Annotated in this window: 19 protein-coding genes; 11 read left to right on the top strand and 8 right to left on the bottom strand. The window is 65.2% G+C overall.

Going from position 1 to position 18,561, the window contains the following annotated elements; genetic code table 11:
- Positions 1-4: 4 nt before the first annotated feature.
- Positions 5-1,189 carry a DNA-processing protein DprA gene (gene dprA / locus AC0QTX_RS03700; protein ID WP_474602476.1) on the top strand — a complete coding sequence of 395 codons (1,185 nt, stop codon included), beginning with the start codon at positions 5-7 and terminating at the stop codon, positions 1,187-1,189.
- Here the strand turns inward: dprA and AC0QTX_RS03705 are convergent.
- A complete protein-coding gene (locus AC0QTX_RS03705) occupies positions 1,186-1,428 on the bottom strand; it encodes a hypothetical protein (RefSeq protein WP_474602477.1) in 243 nt (80 codons plus the stop codon). The two genes, dprA and AC0QTX_RS03705, sit on opposite strands and share 4 nt — an antisense overlap.
- Before the next feature lie 106 nt (positions 1,429-1,534).
- On the bottom strand, positions 1,535-2,461 hold the full coding sequence (locus tag AC0QTX_RS03710; RefSeq protein WP_474602478.1) for an AEC family transporter: 927 nt from the start codon (positions 2,459-2,461) through the stop codon (positions 1,535-1,537).
- Positions 2,462-2,618: 157 nt separating this feature from the next.
- On the opposite strand from AC0QTX_RS03710, the gene arfB reads away from it, so the two are divergent.
- Positions 2,619-3,041, top strand: coding sequence for an alternative ribosome rescue aminoacyl-tRNA hydrolase ArfB (gene arfB / locus AC0QTX_RS03715; protein WP_474602479.1), 423 nt, complete (start codon positions 2,619-2,621; stop codon positions 3,039-3,041).
- Positions 3,042-3,048: 7 nt separating this feature from the next.
- Here arfB and AC0QTX_RS03720 read toward each other — a convergent pair whose 3' ends face one another.
- From AC0QTX_RS03720 to epmA, 3 genes are all read right to left on the bottom strand, one after another.
- Positions 3,049-3,417, bottom strand: a complete 369-nt coding sequence (locus AC0QTX_RS03720; protein WP_474602480.1) for a hypothetical protein — start codon at positions 3,415-3,417, stop codon at positions 3,049-3,051.
- A 62-nt stretch (positions 3,418-3,479) separates the two neighbouring features.
- A complete protein-coding gene (locus AC0QTX_RS03725) occupies positions 3,480-4,529 on the bottom strand; it encodes a lysine-2,3-aminomutase-like protein (RefSeq protein WP_474602481.1) in 1,050 nt (349 codons plus the stop codon).
- Entirely contained in the window at positions 4,526-5,590 is a 1,065-nt protein-coding gene (gene epmA, locus AC0QTX_RS03730; RefSeq protein ID WP_474602482.1) for an EF-P lysine aminoacylase EpmA, read from the bottom strand. Before epmA ends, AC0QTX_RS03725 begins: the two co-directional genes overlap by 4 nt.
- Before the next feature lie 141 nt (positions 5,591-5,731).
- On the opposite strand from epmA, the gene efp reads away from it, so the two are divergent.
- From efp to AC0QTX_RS03755, 5 genes are all read left to right on the top strand, one after another.
- Positions 5,732-6,298, top strand: a complete 567-nt coding sequence (efp, locus tag AC0QTX_RS03735) for an elongation factor P (protein WP_474602689.1) — start codon at positions 5,732-5,734, stop codon at positions 6,296-6,298.
- A 204-nt stretch (positions 6,299-6,502) separates the two neighbouring features.
- The gene (locus AC0QTX_RS03740) at positions 6,503-7,687 is read left to right on the top strand and encodes an aminotransferase (protein WP_474602483.1); all 1,185 of its coding nucleotides are present in this window, start codon (positions 6,503-6,505) and stop codon (positions 7,685-7,687) included.
- Between the two features lie 228 nt (positions 7,688-7,915).
- The gene (locus AC0QTX_RS03745; protein ID WP_474602690.1) at positions 7,916-8,923 is read left to right on the top strand and encodes a Ppx/GppA phosphatase family protein; all 1,008 of its coding nucleotides are present in this window, start codon (positions 7,916-7,918) and stop codon (positions 8,921-8,923) included.
- The gene (locus AC0QTX_RS03750) at positions 8,920-9,618 is read left to right on the top strand and encodes an RlmE family RNA methyltransferase (protein ID WP_474602484.1); all 699 of its coding nucleotides are present in this window, start codon (positions 8,920-8,922) and stop codon (positions 9,616-9,618) included. Before AC0QTX_RS03745 ends, AC0QTX_RS03750 begins: the two co-directional genes overlap by 4 nt.
- Before the next feature lie 42 nt (positions 9,619-9,660).
- Positions 9,661-10,596, top strand: coding sequence for a Gfo/Idh/MocA family protein (locus AC0QTX_RS03755; RefSeq protein ID WP_474602485.1), 936 nt, complete (start codon positions 9,661-9,663; stop codon positions 10,594-10,596).
- Positions 10,597-10,733: 137 nt separating this feature from the next.
- Here the strand turns inward: AC0QTX_RS03755 and AC0QTX_RS03760 are convergent, their stop codons facing one another.
- A complete protein-coding gene (locus tag AC0QTX_RS03760; RefSeq protein WP_474602486.1) occupies positions 10,734-11,591 on the bottom strand; it encodes a dienelactone hydrolase family protein in 858 nt (285 codons plus the stop codon).
- A gap of 37 nt (positions 11,592-11,628) precedes the next feature.
- Entirely contained in the window at positions 11,629-13,086 is a 1,458-nt protein-coding gene (locus AC0QTX_RS03765; protein ID WP_474602487.1) for a DHA2 family efflux MFS transporter permease subunit, read from the bottom strand.
- Between the two features lie 282 nt (positions 13,087-13,368).
- Between AC0QTX_RS03765 and guaB the strand changes: the two genes are divergently transcribed.
- Together guaB and AC0QTX_RS03775 are read left to right on the top strand one after the other, a co-directional pair.
- Positions 13,369-14,862 (top strand): IMP dehydrogenase, encoded by a 1,494-nt coding sequence (gene guaB, locus AC0QTX_RS03770; protein ID WP_474602488.1) that lies wholly within the window; start codon positions 13,369-13,371, stop codon positions 14,860-14,862.
- A gap of 21 nt (positions 14,863-14,883) precedes the next feature.
- Entirely contained in the window at positions 14,884-15,315 is a 432-nt protein-coding gene (locus tag AC0QTX_RS03775; protein ID WP_474602489.1) for an MAPEG family protein, read from the top strand.
- A gap of 150 nt (positions 15,316-15,465) precedes the next feature.
- Here AC0QTX_RS03775 and AC0QTX_RS03780 read toward each other — a convergent pair whose 3' ends face one another.
- Positions 15,466-15,615 carry a hypothetical protein gene (locus AC0QTX_RS03780; protein WP_474602490.1) on the bottom strand — a complete coding sequence of 50 codons (150 nt, stop codon included), beginning with the start codon at positions 15,613-15,615 and terminating at the stop codon, positions 15,466-15,468.
- A gap of 123 nt (positions 15,616-15,738) precedes the next feature.
- Here AC0QTX_RS03780 and AC0QTX_RS03785 point away from each other — a divergent pair, with 123 nt between their 5' ends.
- Positions 15,739-17,043, top strand: a complete 1,305-nt coding sequence (locus AC0QTX_RS03785; RefSeq protein WP_474602491.1) for an RsmB/NOP family class I SAM-dependent RNA methyltransferase — start codon at positions 15,739-15,741, stop codon at positions 17,041-17,043.
- Positions 17,044-17,282: 239 nt separating this feature from the next.
- Positions 17,283-18,509: a calcium-binding protein gene (locus tag AC0QTX_RS03790; protein ID WP_474602492.1), complete on the top strand. Its 1,227-nt coding sequence runs from the start codon at positions 17,283-17,285 to the stop codon at positions 18,507-18,509.
- Positions 18,510-18,561: the final 52 nt, after the last annotated feature.

Consider the following 18,561-nt stretch of genomic DNA (forward strand, 5'->3'; position numbering starts at 1 on the left):
GCCCATGATCCTGACGGATGAGCAGCGTCTCGACTGGCTTCGCCTCATCCGCTCGGAGAACGTAGGCCCGCGCACCTTCCGCGCGCTGATCAACAAGTATGGCGGGGCCGCGGCAGCCCTCGACGCCCTGCCGGATCTCGCCCGTCGCGGTGGGCGCCTGATGCTCAAGGTGTATAGCCGGGCCGAGGCCGAGAAGGAAATGGCTGCCGCCTCCCGTCTCGGCGTGCGCTTCATCGCCATGGGCGAGCCGGATTACCCGAAGACCCTCCAGGCCGTCGATACCGCGCCGCCTATGATCGGGCTGCGCGGCAGCGCTGCGGTGCTGGCCAAGCCATCCGTTGCCATCGTCGGCTCGCGCAACGCCTCCGCGTCGGGCCTGACCTTTGCCGAGCGCCTCGCGCGCCAGCTGGGCGAGGCCGGCTACGTGGTCGTATCGGGGCTGGCGCGGGGCATCGACACGAGGGCGCACAAGGCGGCCCTGGACACCGGCACCGTCGCGGTGCTGGCCGGCGGACACGACCGGGTCTATCCGGCCCAGAACGAGCCGCTGCTGCAGGCGATCCTCGATCAGGGCGGTGCGGTGATCTCCGAAATGCCCATGGGCTGGGAGCCGCGCGGACGCGACTTCCCCCGCCGCAACCGCATCGTGTCCGGCCTGTCCTACGGGGTCGTGGTGGTGGAGGCCGCCCGCCGTTCTGGCTCGCTGATCACGGCCCGCTTCGCCTTGGAGCAGGGCCGCGAGGTCTTCGCCGTTCCGGGCTCGCCCCTCGATCCCCGTGCCGAAGGCACCAACGACCTCATCCGCGACGGCGCGACCCTCTGCGCAGGCGTCGAGCATGTGACGAGCGTTCTGGAGCCGCTGCTCGCCTCGGGGCCGCGCCTCGACCGGACCGTCGAGGAGCCCCATCATACCCTCGGTTCGGAAGAGCTCTGGGACGAGCTCGATCTGCCGGAGATCGCCCGCGCTCCGGTTCGGCCCATCATGCCCGATGCCGGGATCGAGGAAGAGGCGGAAGAGGAACAGGCCGATCTGATCACGTTCCTTGGTCCGTCGCCGGTCGCGATCGACGATCTCGTCCGACAATCCGGCCTGTCGATCCGCTCGGTTCAGACGGCCCTGCTGGAGCTCGAGATAGCCGGTCGGCTCGAGCGTCACGGCGGCAACGCGGTGTCGCTGCTCAGGTCCTAGCCGCCCTTGTCGCCGGCCTGCACCGTTCGGATGGCCTCCAGCCGCGCCATGTCGAGCAGGTAGGCCAGGAGGTCGAGATTGGCCTTGCGGGCGAGATAGGACAGTTCCGCCGAGAACTCGGCCACATACTGGGCCGTCTCCTCCGGACTCATCCTGCTGCCGATGCGCTCGCCGTCCTCTGCCTCCGGCAGGTCTTTAGCGGACGGGTCTTTACCGGAGGGGCGCAAGGCTTTGGTCATGAGGAATGGGGCTGTCTCACTGTTGCAATTCTCATATTTAGCAGCACAACCGCTAATAAGACAAGTCGTATCATTATACTTGTAATTGCAAAAGATCGCTTGTCCATCAACCCAGAAGGGAGATGAGCACCGGCATGGTGAGCATGGCGAGCAGGGTCTGCAGCGTCAGGATCTCGGCCATGAGCCCGGCATTGCCTCCCATCTGGCGCGCGAGCACGTAAGCCGCACTGGCGGAAGGCACGGAGGCGGCGATGATGGTCACCGTCATGTCGCTGCCGGAAACGCCCATGAGGCCTGCGAGGGCTCCGGCCATGACCGGCATGAGCACGAGCTTGAGGCACGCTGACAGGGCGTGGGGCAGGCCCGGTCGGGCGAGGCGGCGGATGTCGAGGCCGGCGCCGACGATCAGGAGACCTGCCGCGAGCGCCGCCCGGCCGATGAGTTCGATATAGGCCGCGAGCGGCTTCGGCAGGGGAGGCGCCAGCAGGTTGAGGGCAAGCCCCACCGCGCAGGACCAGATGAACGGGTTGGTCACGAAGGAGCGCAGGATGTCCCAGGGGCTCCAGCGCGGCTGGCCGGCAAAGCGGATGAAGACGTAGAAGGCGAGCAGGTTGAGGAGCGGCACCATGGCGGCTATGGCCACGGCGATGAGTGCAATGCCCCGCTGGCCGAACAGGCTGCCGGCGACCGCAAGACCCACGAAGGTGTTCCAGCGCGTCGCACCCTGGAAGATCGAGGTGAAGCTGGGGCCGTCGATGCCGAAATGGCGCTCGAGGAGAGGACGCAGGGCCAGCACGATCACCGCCATGGTGAGGATCGCGCCGACCAGCGCGCCGCCGACGCCAAGGACCGGCACGGAGGACAGGTCCGCCCGCGACAGGGTATCGATGATTAGCGCCGGGAAGAAGATCACGTAGGTGACGCGCTCCAGCCCGGACCATTGCTGCTCGCCCACGAAGCCGGTGGCCCGGCACAGCCAGCCGGTGGCGATGATCAGGAAGGTCGGGATCAGGCTGGCGAGGACGGCGGACATGGGAATCCGGAGCGGGTGGGAGCGGGCAATCCGGCAAATGCAGGGTGCATGAGGGGCTTAAAGCCTGCCGATACGCTCGACAAGCACCGGATAAGCTTGCATTGGAATCCGGTCCCGATACTCCACTTGTCTTTGTTCGCGCTCCGCCAGAGGCCCCATGATCCAGGTCACGAACTCCATCGCGCTCGACGAAGCGGAACTCCAGGAAAGCTTCATCCGCGCCTCCGGCCCGGGCGGGCAGAACGTCAACAAGGTGGAGACCGCCGTCCAGCTGCGCTTCGACGTGCGCAACTCGCCCTCACTGCCGGATTACGTAAAGGAAAAGCTGGAGCGGATCGCCGGCAGTCGCATGACCAACGACGGCGTGCTGATCATCACGGCGCAGCGCTTCCGTTCGCAGGAGCGAAACCGGGAGGATGCGGTGGAGCGCCTCGTGGAGCTGGTCCGCCAGGCCACCGAGCGGCCCAAGCCGCGCCGACCGACGCGGCCGACGCTCGCTTCCAAGAAGCGCAGGCTTGAGTCGAAGGGAAGGCGCGCCGAGATCAAGAAGGGCCGCAGCGGCAAGCCGGCCTTCGACTGACCTTGGATCAGCCCTGAAGAACAATTCCACCGAAGCCGAGAAGATCGGCAAAGACGGCAAACACGACGCCAAGACCCACGAGGACAAGGCCAATCAGAAAGAAGCGGATCGAGCGGTTGTAGCGCTTGAGCTCTAGGGACGAGACCAGCAGCAGATTGGCCAGGGACTTGACCTGAAGAGCAAGGCCAAGGGTGATCAGGGCAACCGAGACCAGATCGGTGTGCATCCATTCTCCAGGAAGAGCCGACCAGCGGCTCAGGAACCCCAGAGAGAAACCGACAACGACGCCGATAGCCGTGACCGAGCCGTTGCGGAACGTGGAGTCGATGCGCTGCGGCTCTTCGCGCCGAACAGTCTCACCCGGATCTCCCGTCATCGTCCGGCTCCCATCCAGAGCGTTTCCTGAGGTGATCTTATCTCAGGATGCGGTCAGCTCCATCACTCCGAGGGAGGATAGACGTGCTCGCCACCTCTGAAGTCTAAAACCGTGTGGCAGCCTCCATTCTCCCGAATGGCATCCGGTCCGATCACGGCCTTCCCATGCCCGCCTGGAATGTCGAGGATGTAGGTCGGCTGGCACAGGCCCGAGATCCTCCCTCGTAGGCCCGCCACAAGGGTGCGGCCCTCCTCGATGGAGAGGCGGAAGTGGCTCGTGCCCGGAGCGAGATCGGGGTGGTGGAGATAGTAGGGCTTGACCCGCGTCTCCACGAAGGCGCGCATCAGGTCGGCCAGCGTGTCGGGATCGTCGTTGACCCCCCTCAGGAGCACCGACTGGCTGATCATCACGATGCCTGAATCCACCAGCCGGGCGCAGGCGGCGCGTGCATCCGCAGTCAGCTCCCGCGGGTGATTGGCGTGAAGCGCCACGTAGGCCGTCTTGCCGCTCGCCTTCAGGGCCGCGATCAAGGCTTCATCCACCCGCTCCGGCTCCACCACCGGCACCCGGGTGTGGAAGCGGACGATCTTGACGTGATCGATGGCGGACAACCGCTGCATGATCTCGGCGAGGCGCCGCGGGGAGAGCACCAGCGGGTCGCCGCCGGTGAGGATCACCTCCCAGATCTCCGGATGTGCGGCGATATAGGCAAAGGACTTGTCCATGGCCTCCGGTGACAAAGTGCCGAGCCCCTGCGGCCCCACCATCTCGCGGCGGAAGCAGAAGCGGCAATAGACCGGGCAGACATGCACGGCCTTGAGCAGCACCCGGTCGGGGTAGCGGTGGACGATGCCCTCGACCGGGCTGTGCGCCAGATCGCCGATGGGATCGTCCCGCTCCTCGGCTGTGGTCACGAGCTCCGACGCATCCGGCACGAACTGGCGGGCGATGGGGTCGTTCAGATCGCTCGGGTCGATCAGGCCGGCCATGGCGGGGCTGATGGCGATGGCGTAGCGCTCGGCCACCGCCTCGATCCCGGGCAGTTCCTTGGGCGGGACCAGACCGGCTTCGACCAGCTCGGCCGGGGTCCGGAGAGGGCGCAGGGCATTCACCGGCCTGTCTCCGGCACAGGCGCCCAGAGCACCTGATCGATCCGGGAGGCGCCTGTGGCGAGCATCGCCAGCCGGTCGAAGCCGAGCGCGATGCCGCTGGCCTCCGGCATGTGGGCGAGAGCCGTCAGGAAGTCCTCGTCCACCGGGTAGCGTTCTCCATAGACCCGCATCTTCTCCGCCATCTCTCCTTCGAAGCGGCGGCGCTGCTCGGCCGCGTCCGTCAGCTCGCCGAACGCATTGGCGAGTTCCACCCCGCAGGCATAGAGCTCGAACCGCTCGGCCACCCGCGGGTCGCGGGCGGTCGGTCGGGCGAGTGCCGCTTCCGCGACCGGGTATTCGTCCAGGATCGTGGCGCGCCCGAGGCCGAGATTGGGTTCGACCCGCTCCACGATGACGCGGCTGAAGAGATCGGCCCAGGTGTCGTCCTCCGCCACGCGAAGGCCTGCGGTCCTCAGGCTCGCGGCGAGCCGATCCCGGCCGGTCCCGCCTTTTCGGTCGATGGAGGCGAGGAGGTCGATCCCGGCGAAGCGCTCGAAGGCTTCCGCCACGCTCAGGCGCTCCGGCTCCAGGAACGGATCGGTCTCGCGGCCGCGATAGGTGAGGGTGCGGGTGCCGGCCGACTCGGCCGCCAAGGCCAGGATCTCCCCGCAATCCCTCATCAGCGTCTCGTAGTTCTCGCCGGCCCGGTACCACTCGACCATGGTGAATTCCGGGTGGTGCAGGGGACCCCGCTCCCGGTTGCGATAGACATGGGCGAAGCACGCGATCCGGGGCTCGCCTGCGGCCAGCAGCTTCTTGCAGGCGAATTCCGGCGATGTGTGCAGGTATAGGGGCACCCTGGACCCGTCGAGGCCGATGGCCTCCGTCACGAAGGCATGGAGATGCGCCTCGTTGCCGGGCGATGTCTGAAGCGTGGCGGTGTCGACCTCCACGAAGTCCCGTTCCGCAAAGAAGCCGCGCAGGGCCGCCTGGATGCGGTTGCGGCCCAGGAGGAAGGGGCGGCGATCCGTGTGGACGTGGGGTCTCCACCAGGGGGAGGGAGCGGCGACAGGCTTATCCATTCCAAAGAGTTCCGCGAGGTCGGACTGGCGATTTGCGCCAAGATAGGCTACTTGCGGCACCGAAAGCGTTTTCGGTGCCACTGGGGCTCGGGCGACCCGACCCTCACGACGCGCCTCTATCTGTCACAAGGAAAGCCTCCCGTGAAGGTCATCGCCTCTACGCTCCGCAAAGGCAACGTCGTCGATATGGACGGCAGGCTCTATGTGGTTCTCACCGCCCAGAACATCCACCCCGGCAAGGGCACGCCGGTCACCCAGCTCGACATGCGCCGCATCTCCGACGGCGTGAAGGTCTCCGAGCGCTACCGCACCACCGAGCAGGTCGAGCGCGCCTTCGTCGAGGACCGGGAGCACACCTTCCTCTATCAGGATGGCGAGGGCTATCATTTCATGAACCCGGAGACCTACGATCAGGTGGTCGTGCCGGAGGACATCATCGGCGACCAGAAGGCCTACCTTCAGGAAGGCATGGCCGTGATGCTCTCCATCCACAACGGCATCGCGATCGCCATCGAGCTGCCGGCCCGCATCACCCTCGAGATCACCGAGACCGAGCCGGTGGTGAAGGGCCAGACGGCCTCCTCGTCCTACAAGCCCGCCATGCTGTCGAACGGCGTGCGCACCCTCGTGCCGCCCCACATCCAGGCCGGCACCCGCGTGGTGATCATGACGGAAGACGGCTCCTATGTGGAGCGCGCGAAGGACTGAGCTTCGTTCTCTCATTCTTGTCATCACCGGCCTTGTGCCGGTGATCTCGACTGGAAGAGCACGGCGCCTTTCAGGATAGGGATGGCCGGCACAAGGCCGGCCATGACGTCCCGCGAGTCCAAACACACCTTGCAGGGCAGGAGGTTTCGGTGAAGGCTCGCCGGGCGTCCTGCCCTTTCTCATTCTGCGGAGTCGAGCGGTTCCATGACCAGCGGTCCTGCCCATCCCATCAACCCTCTCGTCGCCGATGTCGGTAGCCCGCCGATCCCGGAGGCGCAGGCCTGGACCAGACGCTATGACGGGTCGTACGGGCCGCTGATCAACCTCTCCCAGGCGGTGCCGGGCAATGCGCCCCATCCGGAACTCCTGGAGCGGATGGCGGCCATCGCCGGCTCACCCACAGGCTCGCAATACGGCCCGATCAACGGCGATGCGCCGCTTAAGGAAGCCTATGCGGCCGAGATGTCCCGCACCTACGAAGGCCTGATCGCCCCGGAGGACATTGCGGTGACCGCGGGCTGCAACATGGCGTTCTTTGCCGCCATGATGCTGCTCGCCCATCGCAATGAGGCGGTGCTCCTGCCCACCCCCTGGTACTTCAATCACCAGATGAGCCTGGACATGCTCGGCATCGAACCGCGCCCGCTGCCCTGCCGGGCGGAGAACGGATTCGTGCCGCGCATCGAGGATGCGGAGGCGCTGATCGACGGGAAGGTCAGGGCCATCGTCCTCGTCACGCCCAACAATCCGACCGGCGCCGTCTACCCGGCCCATGTGATCGAGAGCTTCGCCCAGCTATGCGCCAGGCGCGGCATTTATCTCGTGATCGACGAGACTTACCGGGATTTTCTGCCGCAAGGCATGAACCGCGCTCATGGGCTCTTCAGCCGCGAGGACTGGCGCGACACGGTCATCCAGCTCTATTCGTTCTCGAAATCCTACGCGATCCCCGGCCATCGCACGGGCGCGATCACGGCGGACATCAAACTCGTCGGGCAGATCGCCAAGATTCTCGACTGCATCCAGATCTGCGCCCCGCGCACCGCTCAGGGCGCGCTGCCCTGGGCCATCGACGGCTTGCGCGACTGGCGCGAGAGCAACCGGGCCGAGATCAACCGCCGTGCACAGGTTTTTCAGGATGCGCTCAAGCCGCTGCCGGAATGGACGATCGAGTCGGTCGGCGCCTATTTCGCGTATCTGCGCCACCCGTTTCCCGAGGCGACCGCGCAGCAGGTCGCGGAGAGGATCGCGACCGAACGGGGCGTCCTGTGCCTGCCCGGAAGCTATTTCGGTCCCGGTCAGGAACGGCATCTGAGAGTCGCCATCGCCAATGTGAGCGCGGATGTTTTAAGTACGCTGACGGAGCGTTTCCGAGGCTTGACCCTCTAGTACCTCCTTGGAGGCAAAACCATAAACTCCGGGGGGCACCCTTGGCAGGACCATGGGGCGATGGTTACTCTCTTGGTCAAACAGGCACGCGAACCGGGTGCCGCGGGGACTTGAGTTTTGACCGTCAAAGCGGACGTGACAGCAGAAGGTGACCGACTGGCCGAGCCGCTCAACGGCTCTTCCAACGGCGCCTCCTGGGCGGCTGACTGCCCTGCGCCGACGGCCAGGATGGAGGCGCGGCGGCGCCATTCGAGAAGCTATGCCGCGCTCGATCTCGGCACGAACAATTGCCGCCTTCTCATTGCGGAACCTGCGCATTTCGGTTTCCGGGTCGTGGACGCATTCTCGCGCATCGTGCGACTGGGCGAGGGGCTCGGCCTCGGCAACCGTCTCAGCGACGGGGCGATAGATCGCACCCTCGATGCGCTGCGGGTGTGCCGCGAGAAGATGGCCGCGAAGGACGTGAGGCGCGCGCGGCTCGTGGCCACCGAAGCGTGCCGGCTCGCCGAGAACGGTCCCGCCTTCATCGAGCGGGTGCGCGAGGAACTCGACCTCGACCTCGAGATCGTCGACCGCAAGACGGAGGCGTATCTCGCCGTCACCGGCTGCGCGTCCCTCGTCGATCCCAAGGCGCAATCCGTCATCGTGTTCGACATCGGCGGCGGCTCCACGGAGATCGCCTGGCTGGACGGCCGGGCACCGCATGCTTTCGCGGATCCGTGCAAGCGGATCCGGGCGTGGGATTCGCTGCCCGTCGGCGTGGTGACCCTCGCCGAACGACATGGCGGGATCGATGTCACGCCCGAGACGTTCGAGGGCATGGTCGAGGAGGTATCCGAGCTTCTCATGGACTTCGCCCTCGTGGCGGCGCAAGCCGGACGCGCCCACAACTTCCACCTGCTCGGAACCTCGGGAACCGTCACCACGGTCGGCGGCATTCACTTGGGACTGGCGCGCTACGACCGGCGCCGGGTCGACGGGATGTGGATGCGCAACGGCGAGATCTCGACGGTGATGCAGAACCTGCTGCATTCCGATTTCAGGCAGCGGGCCGAGAACCCATGCATCGGCAAGGAACGGGCCGATCTGGTTCTGGCCGGCTGCGCCATTTTGGAAGCGATCCGGCGGGCCTTCCCGTCGGAGCGCCTGCGCATCGCAGATCGCGGACTGCGCGAAGGAATATTGATGAACATGATGCGAGAGGATTCTGTGTGGCGAGGGGGCAGCCCACGGTGAGTGCAAAGTCCGGTTCGGGTGTCCGCAATCTTAAGCAGCGCGTGAAGACCGCCAACAAGCGGACCCTCTCTTCCCAGAAATGGCTGGAGCGCCAGCTCAACGATCCTTATGTCGCCCGCGCCAAGCGCGAGGGCTACCGCTCGCGCGCAGCCTACAAGCTTTTGGAGATCGATGAGAAGTACCGCGTCCTGAAGCCCGGTCAGCGGGTGGTCGATCTCGGCGCCGCACCCGGCGGCTGGTCGCAGATCGCCGCCAAGGTGGTCGGCCCTAAGGGCAAGGTGGTGGGCATCGATCTTCTGCCCATCGATCCCATGCCCGGCGTCGAGTTCATCGAGCTCGACTTCCTGGACGAGAGCGCCCCCGGCAGGCTGATCGACATGCTGGGCGGTCCCGCCGACGTGGTGATGTCCGACATGGCGGCCAACACAACCGGCCACAAGAAGACCGATCACCTGCGGATCATCGGCCTCGCCGAGGCCGCGATCTACTTCGCCCGCGAGATCCTGGCCCCCGGCGGCGCCTTTATCGCCAAGGTGTTCCAGGGTGGCACCGAGAACCAGCTTCTGGCCGATCTCAAGCGCGACTTCGCCGTGGTGCGCCACGTGAAGCCGGCAGCAAGCCGGGCCGACTCGGCGGAACTCTATGTGATGGCCACCGGTTTCCGGGGACGGGCGGACGAGACCCCTTCCGCCTGAGGGAAGGCTTTTGCTAAAGCCCTGGATGGAAGGAGCCCTATCATGGCAGTGCATCGGATCGGCATCATCGGCCTCGGCAAGATCGCGCAGGATCAGCATCTGCCGGTGATCAAGGCAAACCCGGATTTCGAACTCCTGGCCGTGTCGAGCACCCGAGGGCTCTCCCATGAGGATGCCAAGTACACCTTCCAGGACTACCGCGAGCTTCTGAAGCTGCCGGACCTGGATGCGGTGTCGATCTGCACTCCGCCGCAGGTTCGGCATCAGATCGCCCGCGAGGCGCTCTTGGCCGGCAAGAGCGTGCTGCTGGAAAAGCCCCCGGCCGCGACTTTAAGCGAGCTCGAGGATCTGAAGGCGCTGGCCGCCAAGACCGGAAAGGTGGTCTTCACCTCCTGGCACGCTCAGTACAACAAGGCCGTCGAGGAGGCCAAGAAGGCGCTTGCCGGCTGGTCGATCAAACGCCTTCTGGTGACCTGGAAGGAGGATGTCCGGCACTGGCATCCGGGCCAGCAGTGGATCTGGGAGGCGGGCGGCTTCGGTGTCTTCGACCCCGGCATCAACGCGCTGTCCATCGTGACCCGCATCATGCCGGAGCCGGTCTTCATCAAGACGTCCAGCCTGGAATTCCCGGCGAACCGCGACGCGCCCATCGCCGCGAACCTCGCCTTCTCCATGAGCCACGGGCAGGGCGATCTCCAGGCCGTCTTCGACTGGCGCCAGACCGGCCCGCAGACCTGGGACATCGAGGTGGAGACGGAAGCCGGCCTAAACCTGAAGCTCACCCATGGCGGCAGCTGCCTGGAGATCGGCGGTCGCCTGATGGTGCAGGAGGAGCCTGCCGAGTACCAGGGCATCTACAGGCGATTCGACGCCCTGCTGACCATCGGCCACTCCGAGGTCGACGACGCCCCCTTCCGCCTCGTAGCCGACGCCTTCATGGTCGGCAAGCGGGTGCAGGTGGACGCATTCGAGGATTAGCTGACCTGACATGGCCGGGCTAGTCCCGGCCATCTCGGTGCGGAAAGGTGCTGCGCCCCAATTCAACGAGATCACCGGCACAAGGCCGGTGATGACGACGAGGGGCAACCGCCCCGGAATGACAGTGGTGTGAGGTTTCAAGCCAAGTTCTTCTTCAAGAACGCCACCGTCCGGCTCCACGCCAGATCCGCGGCCGTCTTGTCGTAGCGCGCCGTGTTGGTGTCGTTGTTGAAGGCGTGGTTGGCGCCCTCGTAAAGGTGGATCTCGTAGGTCTTGCCCGCCTGCTTTAGGGCCGCCTCGTAGGCCGGAATGCCCGCGTTGATGCGCTCGTCGAGGCTCGCATAGTGCAGCATGATGGCAGCGTTGATCTTCGGCACGTCCTCCGCCTTCGGCTGGCCGCCGTAATAGGCGACCCCCGCGTTCAGGTTAGGCTCGTTGACCGCGAGGTTGTTCACCGCGCCGCCGCCCCAGCAGAAGCCGATGGCCCCGACCTTGCCGTTGCCGTCCGGGCGGCCTTTGAGATAGGCCACCGCCGCCTTGCCGTTGGCGATAACGTCGGGCTGCTTCAATTGGCCGATCATCTCGCGGCCCTTGTCCTCGTCGGCGGGCGTGCCCCCCATGGGCGAGAGATAGTCCACACCCAAGGCGATGAAGCCTTCGGTGGCCATGCGCCGGGTGACGTCCTTGATATGCGGGTTCAGGCCGCGGTTCTCATGAATGACGATCACCGTCGGCAGCCTGGCCGAGGCATCCTTCGGCTTCACCAGATAGCCCTTGAGGCCCTGAGCGCCGGGGATGTCCACGGTCTCCGTGGTGATCCGCGGGTCGGTCTCCGGCACGGTCTGGGCCTGGGCGTAGTTGTTCTGCAGGATCGGCAGAAGGGCCGTTGCCGCCGCCGTGCTGCCGGCGAGTGCCGCAAGCTTGTCGATGAAGGAACGGCGGCTCATGCCGCCATGGGTGAAGTCGTCGTAGAGGTCGATGATGCGCTGATCCATGGGAGCCTCCTGGGCGAGAAGCCATGGTAAAGCAATCCTATCGCCGTTCTACCTCCTCACCGAGATTTGTAGTGCCGTCGCCGAGGCCCGTTGCGGGGGGCTTCCGTTCCACGGCCCGGTGCCCCGACATCTCTGCGCCGGCCGTCGGGGACAGGCGGGTGAAGACGAAGCCGGACAGAGCCGAGATGGCGGCGACGGCCCAGAAGGCCGGGCCGAAATCGGCCGCGCTGATCCCGGGCGTGCCGTCCGCCGAAGAGGCCATTTCCAGCACGAAGGCGCCGAACGCGACGCCGATGCTGAGCGAGACCTGCTGCAGGGCGCTTCCCAGGCTGGTGGCGTAGCTCATCTCCCGGTTGGAGATTTCCGCATAGCCGATGGCGTTGAGGCTGGTGAACTGGAGCGAGCGGAAGCAGCCGCCGACGAGCAGGACGATCATGATGAGCCAGTGCGGCGTCTCGGGGGTGAAGAACCCGTTGGCTGCGACAAAAGCGGCCCCGATGAAGGCATTGATCGTGAGCAGCCGGCGGAAGCCCGTCCATTCGAGGATGCGCTTGGCCATGGTCTTCATGAACAGCGCGCCCACGGCCCCGATGAAAGTGAGCGAGCCCGAGGCGAGGGGGCTCAAGCCGAAGCCCACCTGCAGCATCAGCGGCAGGAGGAACGGGATCGCCCCGATGCCGATGCGGAAGAGCGAGCCTCCCACGACGCTCGCCCGGAAGGTGGGCACCTTCAGAAGACTCAGGTGCAGGACCGGGTAGGCGGTACGCTTGGCATGGAAGACGTAAAGAACCAGGCTGGCGGCTCCGATGGCCATGCATCCGATAGACACATCGATCGGGACGAGATGCTGCCCGGTGGTGGAGAAGCCGAGCATCAGCAGGGAGAATCCGACTCCGGTGAGCAGGAAGCCGATGAGGTCGAGGGGCGGCGTGTCGTCTTCCTTGATGTTCGGCACGAACCTCAAGGCGCATACGATCCCGAGGATCCCGATCGGGATGTTGATGAAGAAGATCCAGCGCCAGTGGGCAAATTCCGTGATGAGACCTCCGAGCGGCGGCCCGATGATGGGGCCGATAAGGGCTGGGATCGTGAGTGTTGCCAGCGCCTGCACCACCTCGCTGCGGGCGACGCTGCGCAGGAGCACGAGGCGCCCCACCGGCACCATCATGGCTCCGCCGGCTCCTTGGACGAAGCGGTAGAATACAAAACCTTCGAGGGAATTGGCCCAGGCGCAGGCGAGCGAGCCCGCCATGAACACGCCGATGGCGGCGGTGAAGATCGTCCTCGCCCCGTACTTGTCGGCCATCCAGCCCGAGATCGGGATGAAGATCGCGAGGCTCACCAGATAGGAGGTCAGCGCGAGCTTGAGGGCGATGGGTTCCGTTCCCAGATCCTGCGCGATCATCGGCAGGGACGTGGAGATCACGGTCGAATCCATGTTCTCCATGAACAGGGCCGTCGCGATGATCAGCGGGAGAAGGCGGGATTGACGCATGACCGCCGGACATAGCGCATCGTGCGAAAAAGTGGACCCGGTTTTTCGCTCCAACGATGCGCTGCTTAAAAATTGAGCATTGGACCCAAAAGTGCAAGTCCACCTTTGGGTCCAATGCTCTGGCGCTCGGCAACCTTCTTGCAAAGGCCCAAGGCGCGCATTGCAGATCTTCTGTGGATGCGGCGCTCGGCCCTTTGCGAAAACGAAACCCCGTGCTACGGACCCGTGCCAACTCGCCAAAGCGTTATTTTCTCATCCGCGCAGCACCTCAAGGAGTTGGCCATGGCCTCTGTATTCGCCGATAAGATCATCGAGGGACTGACCTTCGATGACGTGCTGCTCCGGCCCGGCCGCTCCGAAGTTCTGCCCAGCGATGTGGACGTCGCCACCAAGCTCACCAAGACCATCCGTCTCAATATGCCGATCATCGCCTCCGCCATGGACACGGTGACGGAAGCCCGCATGGCCATCGCCATGGCCCAGAACGGGGGGCTGGGCGTCATCCACCGCAATCTCGAGCCTGAGGCCCAGGCCGAGCAGGTGCGCCTCGTCAAGCGCTACGAGTCCGGCATGGTGATGAACCCCATCACCATCCACCCCGACGAGACACTGGCCGATGCGCTGTCCATGATGAAGCATCACGGCATCTCGGGCATCCCGGTGGTCGAGCGCGGCCCCGCGGGCGCCAAGGGCAAGCTCGTCGGCATCCTGACCAACCGCGACGTGCGCTTTGCCAGCAATCCCGGCCAGAAGGTCTCCGAACTCATGACCAAGGACCGGCTGATCACGGTCCGCGAGGGCGTGAGCCAGGACGAGGCTCGCCATCTCCTGCACCAGTTCCGCATCGAGAAGCTCTTGGTGGTCGACGATCACTTCCGCTGCATCGGCCTGATCACCGTGAAGGACATCGAGAAGCAGGTGGCCTATCCGAACGCCGCCAAGGATTCTCAAGGCCGCCTTCTGGTGGCGGCCGCCACCACCACGGGCGAGCAGGGCTTCGAGCGTGCCGAGCGTCTGATCGACGCCGGCTGCGACGTGGTGGTGGTCGACACCGCCCATGGGCATTCCGTGAAGGTGCTCGAGAGCGTCACCCGGGTGAAGAAGCTCTCCAACGCCGTTCAGGTGATCGCCGGCAACGTGGCGACCCGGGAAGGCGCCCAGGCGCTCATCGATGCCGGCGCTGATGCGATCAAGGTCGGCATCGGACCGGGGTCCATCTGCACCACCCGCATCGTGGCAGGCGTCGGCGTGCCCCAGCTCACCGCCATCATGGAGGCCGTCGAGGCGGCGGCAGGGGCCGACATCCCGGTGATCGCCGACGGCGGCATCAAGTTCTCGGGCGACCTCGCCAAGGCGCTGGCCGCCGGCGCCTCCTGCGCCATGGTGGGCTCGCTCCTCGCCGGCACGGACGAGACCCCCGGCGAGGTTTTTCTCTACCAGGGCCGCTCCTACAAGTCCTATCGCGGCATGGGCTCGGTGGGCGCCATGGCCCGTGGCTCGGCCGACCGCTACTTCCAGGCGGAAGTGCGCGACACCCTCAAGCTCGTGCCGGAGGGCATCGAAGGGCAGGTGGCCTACAAGGGCCCCGTGTCGGGCGTCCTGCACCAGCTCACCGGCGGCCTTCGCGCCTCCATGGGCTATGTGGGCGCCGCGACCCTGCCGGAATTCCGCGACAAGGCGCAGTTTATCCGCATCACCTCTGCGGGCCTGCGCGAAAGCCACGTCCACGACGTGACGATCACGCGGGAAAGCCCTAACTACCCGACTCGCAGCTAAGCTTTACGCGAGTTCCGACACATGAGCATCTCCGCCGTCATCCTGCCCGTCCTCGTCCAGGTCGGGCTTACCCTCATACTGCTGTTCTGGATGGGCCGCTCGCGCTTAGCGACGCTCAGATCCGGCGAGCTGAAGGTGAGGGACATCGCGCTGGGCGAGCGCGTCTGGCCCAACCGCATTCTGCAGTTCCAGAACTCGTATCAGAACCAGTTCGAGCTGCCGGTGCTGTTCTATGCCCTCGTGGCCCTGGCGCTGATCACCCGCAAGGCCAATATGCTCTTCGTGGTGATGGCCTGGATGTTCGTGGTAAGCCGGCTGGTCCATGCGGGCATCCACGTCACCTCGAACAAGGTTTCCTGGCGCTTCATGGCCTTCGTGGTCGGCGTGCTGATCCTGGCCGCCATGTGGGTGATCTTCGGCATCCGCATCTTTACGGCGGAGGCTGGCGTTTAGCGGCAGGGGAGTTATAGAAAGCTCTCCAGGAGCCCTCATCCTGAGGAGGACCGTCAGGTCCGTCTCGAAGGACGAGGGCGTCTCCAGTGTTCTCTGGACCCTCCTTCGAGACGCCGCTTCGCGGCTCCTCAGGATGAGGTTGCGAGAGGTTTAGTACTTCCGGCCGCTCTCGAGCTGCGTCTTGGCGTCGAGCTGCTTCATCGGAGGCGGCTGGATGTCGGCAGCCGGGGCCGTGGCGCAGGCGGCGATCGCGAGAGTGAGGCCGAGGGCGACAAGGCCGCGGGTCAGGCGGGTCAACATGAGGTTGGTCTCCAAAAGAGGAATCGTGCGGAATGCACGTGCTCTCTCAAGTCACGTTTGATCCTGACGGAAAATAGGAAACTTTGTGTCGTATCTACGGCCAAGCTCGAGTGTGCTTTTCTCATGACACCTGCCGCCCGCATCTCCGCCGCCATCGAGGTCCTGGCCGATATCGACGCCCGGCGTCGCCCGGCCACCGACGCTCTCAAGGATTGGGGTCTTTCGCACCGCTTCGCTGGGTCCAAGGACAGGGCCGCCATCGCCAGCCTCGTCTACGACGCCCTGCGCCGGAAGGCCTCCGCCGCCTGGATTATGGGCGAGAATACGCCCCGGGCCGTGGTGCTCGGCATGCTGCGGCTGCAGCGCGGGCTCGACGTGGGGGCTGTCGCGGCGCTCTGCTCGGGCGAGCGCTTTGCTCCCGAGGCGCTTTCCGACGACGAGCGTTCCCGGCTGGACATGGCCGATCTCTCCGGCGCACCGGCTCACGTGGCCGGTGACTTCCCCGACTGGATCGCGCCCTCGCTCCAGCGCCTCTTCGGCGATGATCTCGTGCCGGAGATGCAGGCGCTTGCCACCCGGGCGCCCCTGGACCTGCGGGTGAACACCCTGAAAGTGTCATCCCGCGAGGAGGCGCACGATGCCCTGCCGCATCTGGGCGCCGTCGAGACGCCACTCTCACCGCTGGGCCTGCGGATTATGCCGGGCGAGGACGGGCGCGGGCCGGCCGTACAGTCGGAGCCGGAATTCCTGAAAGGCTGGGTCGAGATCCAGGACGAGGGATCGCAGCTCGTGGCCCTCATGTCGGGGGCCAAGCCCGGCGAGCAGGTGGTCGATCTCTGCGCAGGCGGCGGCGGAAAGACCCTGGCGCTCGCCGCCCTGATGGAGAACCACGGGCAGATCTACGCGACCGACAACGATGCGCGCCGTCTCGCGCCGATCCATGAACGCTTGACCCGAGCCGGTGTTCGCAATGTCCAGGTCCGCACGCCCCGGAACAAGGCCGACGCGGTGTCCGATCTCGACGGGCGCATCGACTGCGTCCTCGTGGACGCGCCCTGCACGGGTGTCGGCACCTGGCGGCGCAACCCGGATGCTAAGTGGCGCCTCCGGCCGGGAAGCCTGGAAACCCGGCGCAAGGAGCAGGCGACGGTGCTCGACCGGGCGGCAGGTCTGGTGAAGCTCGGCGGCCGCATCGTCTACATCACCTGCTCGGTGTTGCCCGAGGAGAACGACGATGCGCTCTCGGAATTCTTGGAACGTCATGACGGATTCAAGGCCCTGCCACATCACGAGTTGCCCGGTTCCGCCAGCCTCGGCGCTCTCGCCGATCAGGTCCGCATCACGACCCATGGACTTCAACTGACGCCCCGCCTGACCGGCACCGACGGCTTCTTTGTCGCGATCCTCCAGAAAGGCTCCCGGCCCTGAACCGCGAACTCTCCGGAATTACTCCTGAAGTGCTGCTCAAAGAGGTCAACCGGCAGTATTCGTGCTTAGGACAGGAGGAGGATGAGAAGTAATTCTGGCCACATGATGAATTTGCCTAAGGCTTTGCCAGGTGACTGGCAGGTCTAGGCATTAAGAGACATTGCTGCTCTTCCAAATGCATCTAAGCTCGCCGCAACAAAACAATTCAAAGCGGGGGCGACTGCCAGGGAGATACAACAGTGGCGGTACGCATAGGCACAAATCGTGACGATGCCCTGAGGGGAACGAGATCGAGAGACACCCTCAATGGCCTCGGAGGAGACGACACCATTGTCGGCGGGCGGGGAAACGACGTCCTAAACGGCGGATTGGGCGATGACCTCCTGCGCGGCGGCCCAGGTCGTGATCGCATCAATGGCGGACCCGGAGAAGACTGGGCCGATTATCGGGATGCAGCAACTTCGGTGACGGTGAGCCTCAGCAATCCGGCTGTGAACACCGGAGAGGCCGCAGGCGACCGATATTCGCTTATCGAGCGCATCAGGGGCGGTCGTTTCGACGACGATCTCACGGGCAACTCCCGCGGCAACGTTCTTGAAGGCGTCGCCGGTGCGGATGTTCTCAACGGAGGCCGCGGCTTCGACTTCGCGCGCTACAAGGCGGATCCCACCGGCGTGACAGCCAGCCTCGCGGATCCTTCCTTGAACACGGGGCATGCAGCGGGCGACACCTATATCTCGATCGAGGGCCTCCAGGGGAGCGACTTTGCCGATACGCTTATCGGCAATGCTGCCAACAACGTCCTGGTCGGCGGACGCGGTGCCGATATCCTCAATGGCGGTGACGGGTTCGACTTCGCCCGCTACGATGTCTATCACGACGGCCGTCTCGGCGTGACCGCGAACTTGGCGGATCCCGCATTGAACCAGGGCCGCAACGCAGCCGGTGACAGCTATGTCTCAATAGAAGGTCTTGTCGGCACCCGCTTCGGCGACAGGCTCATAGGCGATGAGGCGTCAAACAACCTGCAAGGGCAGGCGGGAAGCGACAGGCTCAGCGGCAATGGCGGGAATGATACGATCTTCGGCGGTTCGGGAAATGATCGGATCAACGGCGGCTACGGCAACGATGTGTTATGGGGAGATGCGGGGCGGGATTCATTCCAGTTCGACAGCGCTCTGAATGCCGCAGAGAACGTGGACCGGATTAGAGAATTCTCCGTCAAAAACGATACGATCCGCCTCGACGATGCGATCTTCACGGAAGTAGGGCCCACAGGCCGTCTCGCACAGGCGGCCTTCTACAGGGGAGCCGAGGCCCATGACGGCAACGATCGCATCATCTACAACCGCGCGACGGGCGCGCTTTATTACGACCCCGACGGCGACGGGGCTGCCGCCCAAATCCAATTCGCCCAACTGAGCCGAGGGCTTGGACTGAAGAACAACGATTTTATGGTGTTCTAGAAGGCCAGTCTTCCCAGCAATGACCAGAGCCCCGGTTGTCTTCGCGGCAGCC

Source organism: Microvirga sp. jy35 (assembly GCF_056148915.1).

What these genes read in the sequence shown, in the direction of transcription:
- dprA (WP_474602476.1), top strand. Translation starts at nt 5, where the DNA reads ATGATCCTGACGGATGAGCAGCGTCTCGACTGGCTTCGCCTCATCCGC.
- AC0QTX_RS03705 (WP_474602477.1), bottom strand. Translation starts at nt 1,428, where the DNA reads ATGACCAAAGCCTTGCGCCCCTCCGGTAAAGACCCGTCCGCTAAAGAC.
- AC0QTX_RS03710 (WP_474602478.1), bottom strand. Translation starts at nt 2,461, where the DNA reads ATGTCCGCCGTCCTCGCCAGCCTGATCCCGACCTTCCTGATCATCGCC.
- arfB (WP_474602479.1), top strand. Translation starts at nt 2,619, where the DNA reads ATGATCCAGGTCACGAACTCCATCGCGCTCGACGAAGCGGAACTCCAG.
- AC0QTX_RS03720 (WP_474602480.1), bottom strand. Translation starts at nt 3,417, where the DNA reads ATGACGGGAGATCCGGGTGAGACTGTTCGGCGCGAAGAGCCGCAGCGC.
- epmA (WP_474602482.1), bottom strand. Translation starts at nt 5,590, where the DNA reads ATGGATAAGCCTGTCGCCGCTCCCTCCCCCTGGTGGAGACCCCACGTC.
- AC0QTX_RS03740 (WP_474602483.1), top strand. Translation starts at nt 6,503, where the DNA reads ATGACCAGCGGTCCTGCCCATCCCATCAACCCTCTCGTCGCCGATGTC.
- AC0QTX_RS03745 (WP_474602690.1), top strand. Translation starts at nt 7,916, where the DNA reads ATGGAGGCGCGGCGGCGCCATTCGAGAAGCTATGCCGCGCTCGATCTC.
- AC0QTX_RS03755 (WP_474602485.1), top strand. Translation starts at nt 9,661, where the DNA reads ATGGCAGTGCATCGGATCGGCATCATCGGCCTCGGCAAGATCGCGCAG.
- AC0QTX_RS03760 (WP_474602486.1), bottom strand. Translation starts at nt 11,591, where the DNA reads ATGGATCAGCGCATCATCGACCTCTACGACGACTTCACCCATGGCGGC.
- AC0QTX_RS03765 (WP_474602487.1), bottom strand. Translation starts at nt 13,086, where the DNA reads ATGCGTCAATCCCGCCTTCTCCCGCTGATCATCGCGACGGCCCTGTTC.
- guaB (WP_474602488.1), top strand. Translation starts at nt 13,369, where the DNA reads ATGGCCTCTGTATTCGCCGATAAGATCATCGAGGGACTGACCTTCGAT.
- AC0QTX_RS03775 (WP_474602489.1), top strand. Translation starts at nt 14,884, where the DNA reads ATGAGCATCTCCGCCGTCATCCTGCCCGTCCTCGTCCAGGTCGGGCTT.
- AC0QTX_RS03780 (WP_474602490.1), bottom strand. Translation starts at nt 15,615, where the DNA reads ATGTTGACCCGCCTGACCCGCGGCCTTGTCGCCCTCGGCCTCACTCTC.
- AC0QTX_RS03785 (WP_474602491.1), top strand. Translation starts at nt 15,739, where the DNA reads ATGACACCTGCCGCCCGCATCTCCGCCGCCATCGAGGTCCTGGCCGAT.